Consider the following 2,458-nt stretch of genomic DNA (forward strand, 5'->3'; position numbering starts at 1 on the left):
CACTGATGAACAGCAGTTACTAGCTCCAACGTCAGTTTTGCATAAATAGCTAACACTAGGGGTTGCACTCAATTTACACCACTTGACGGGACACTACCTCCGCGGAATTTCCAATCGTTAATTTGGCGTATCTATAAATGTCGTTTGAATACAGTTCATAAAGAGACCGAATTGCCTCTTGAGCGTTAAGTTGTTCATTCATCGAAGTTTCACCACCTCACTCCCTACATTCAGATAGACGAATCTTTTGAATCAGGTTTAATACCCTTGACCGTTCGGAAAATTGCTATAAGCCTTTGGAAGGCCCGAGATTTCGGATGGATATCCCCCCATTCCACTGATACCAGACATCTGTCGCACCAAACTACTGTTTTTCAAGATATCGCCTGTCATCAAATTAATTGCATACATCGGATTGCCTTGCGCCGGATTGGGGCTGGCAAAAACAACATAACTTCCAGTGAAGTTCGTAATCCACGGCTGTTTATCTAAAACCATCGCACTAGTCGTATTGTCGCTCATCACACCCACGATGAATTTGCTTCCATCAATCTTTTTGTCTATCTCAAGTTGAAACGATTTCCCCTGTATTGATCCAGACCACCTATCCACCACATCAAATGAGTTTGACGGATACTTGACACGATTTATGGATATAAAGTCTGAACCAAAGATGGAAGCCGACTTGGGATTACTCACTCGAACTGGCTTACTTGGGGCTTGACGCATTACATTTTTACTTACAAACGGAGGTGGTGCTCCATGTTTTTGAGTAAAGTTGGCAAGCTGATTGGGAGTCATGGCGGTGTTAGAATTAATGGTTCCGGGTTTATTGCCAGTTGCATTTGTTGAAGATGGCAAAGATGTTGAATTTTGTGCAGGTGCCGTTGCATTAGTCTGAGCTGTATTTTCCGCTGTAACACTGTTGTTTGTAGTAGGAGCCGCAGGTGATGTTGTGTTCCCACATCCAGTTAGAGCGGAGAAAGTAAATACTAAAATTGTACCAATAAATAAATTTTGACCTTTATTCACTGGAATCCTCTCCTGTTCGGTCACATGCTATATAGCAATAAGTGTAGGTTTATTTGTTTCCCCCACAATGTCTCAAAACACTGTGGGGGGACGACTTTAATTCTTAATAGGAGTTGCCGTTTGGGTACATGGGGTAACTTCTTGAAAGCCCAGAAATCATACCTCTTGCACCACCCATCGTTCCGTAGTCGTTTGACAATTCATAAGCACTTTGCGATGTAACGATTGCACCGGTTTGTAGGTTAATGGCGTAAAATAGGTTTCCTTGAGTTGGGCTAGGTGTCGCTAGTACGACGTAATTTCCTATGAAATTCGTGATATAAGGCGTTTGGTTCAGCGCTACAGCGGAAATTTGCTTTCCATGCATAACTCCAACAATGTACTTACTGCCGTTCACCTGTTTATCCACTTCGATCATAAAAGCGTTCCCTTGAATGGTTCCTGTCCAACTGTCAACAACGTCAAATTCATTTGATGGATAGTGTGTTCCATTTATAGAAATAAAGTTCTCACCGAACATAGATGCTGATTTTGGATTACTTACAAGTATTTGTGACGAAGGAACGTGCCGTACTACATTTTCGCCTGCGAATGGGAGTACCTTTTTAAACTCAATATTATATTGCCCCAACTGCGTGGAAGACATTGACGCTAATTCACTCGTACTCAGGATTTGTGGAATTAGGCTCCACGTGTTTCCGTTCCAATTTGCTCCCATTAACAAGCGATTTTCGAGAAATAAGTTCGCATAATAAACAGGGACATACGTGGTATCTACGCCACTTGCCGGATCCTTAGCCACCAACTTCGGTGCTCTAAGGAATTCATCTTGGTTACCACCAATGGAAAACTGCATTTGGCCATTAGGAGGTGTTCCGGTCACCGGTGCGCTACTTACATTAACTTTCCATCCATTTGGCGTGGAAGTGATGTTCAAGGTATCTCCATTCCAAGTGGTTTTAACGCAACTGACTTCAGCATGCTTTGAAGATAATAAATAGGTATATAGCTTGTAGGTTTCTTAGCCCAAGGGTCATTAGAGACAACATGTTTTGGATGAGCTGTTTTTTGGCCGACCATTGAAATGTTTATTGATGAATATGTGATTTCGGTTGCTGCGTCGGCGACAACCGGTAAAAATGCTTGTGCGCCTACTACACCTGCTACAATAACACCAATAATCGTTGCTTTATTTTTCATTTGCGTATCGTCCTCTCGATGTATTTGCCAAATAATCTGGCTGGCTTGGCTGATTTCGACGATATAGACGATCAAGCTTGCGATATTGTGGCACGTAAATATTTGGATATTTTATGTAATATATAAACCCGGATTTCGACGATTAGGTGATTGAGGTCATTGATCGGGGCGTGTTTTCAAGTATTTGGTGGGTTTGTTAGCGAACACGACGAAATCATGGTACGGA

Annotated in this window: 3 protein-coding genes; all 3 read right to left on the reverse strand. The window is 42.1% G+C overall.

Annotated features, from left to right (window positions below; translation table 11 throughout):
* Positions 1 to 258 precede the first annotated feature (258 nt).
* The 3 genes from J3482_RS19830 to J3482_RS19840 all read right to left on the reverse strand — a co-directional run bounded on the left by J3482_RS19830 (position 259) and on the right by J3482_RS19840 (position 2,232).
* Complete coding sequence (locus J3482_RS19830) at positions 259 to 1,032, reverse strand: RodZ family helix-turn-helix domain-containing protein (protein WP_206923043.1); 774 nt, start codon at positions 1,030 to 1,032, stop codon at positions 259 to 261.
* Positions 1,033 to 1,135: 103 nt separating this feature from the next.
* Positions 1,136 to 1,969: a hypothetical protein gene (locus tag J3482_RS19835; RefSeq protein WP_206923044.1), complete on the reverse strand. Its 834-nt coding sequence runs from the start codon at positions 1,967 to 1,969 to the stop codon at positions 1,136 to 1,138.
* Positions 1,966 to 2,232: a hypothetical protein gene (locus J3482_RS19840; RefSeq protein WP_206920053.1), complete on the reverse strand. Its 267-nt coding sequence runs from the start codon at positions 2,230 to 2,232 to the stop codon at positions 1,966 to 1,968. Before J3482_RS19840 ends, J3482_RS19835 begins: the two co-directional genes overlap by 4 nt.
* Positions 2,233 to 2,458 lie beyond the last annotated feature (226 nt).

Origin of the sequence: Alicyclobacillus suci, assembly GCF_017329615.1 — a bacterium.
Classification (GTDB): Bacteria; Bacillota; Bacilli; order Alicyclobacillales; family Alicyclobacillaceae; genus Alicyclobacillus; species Alicyclobacillus suci.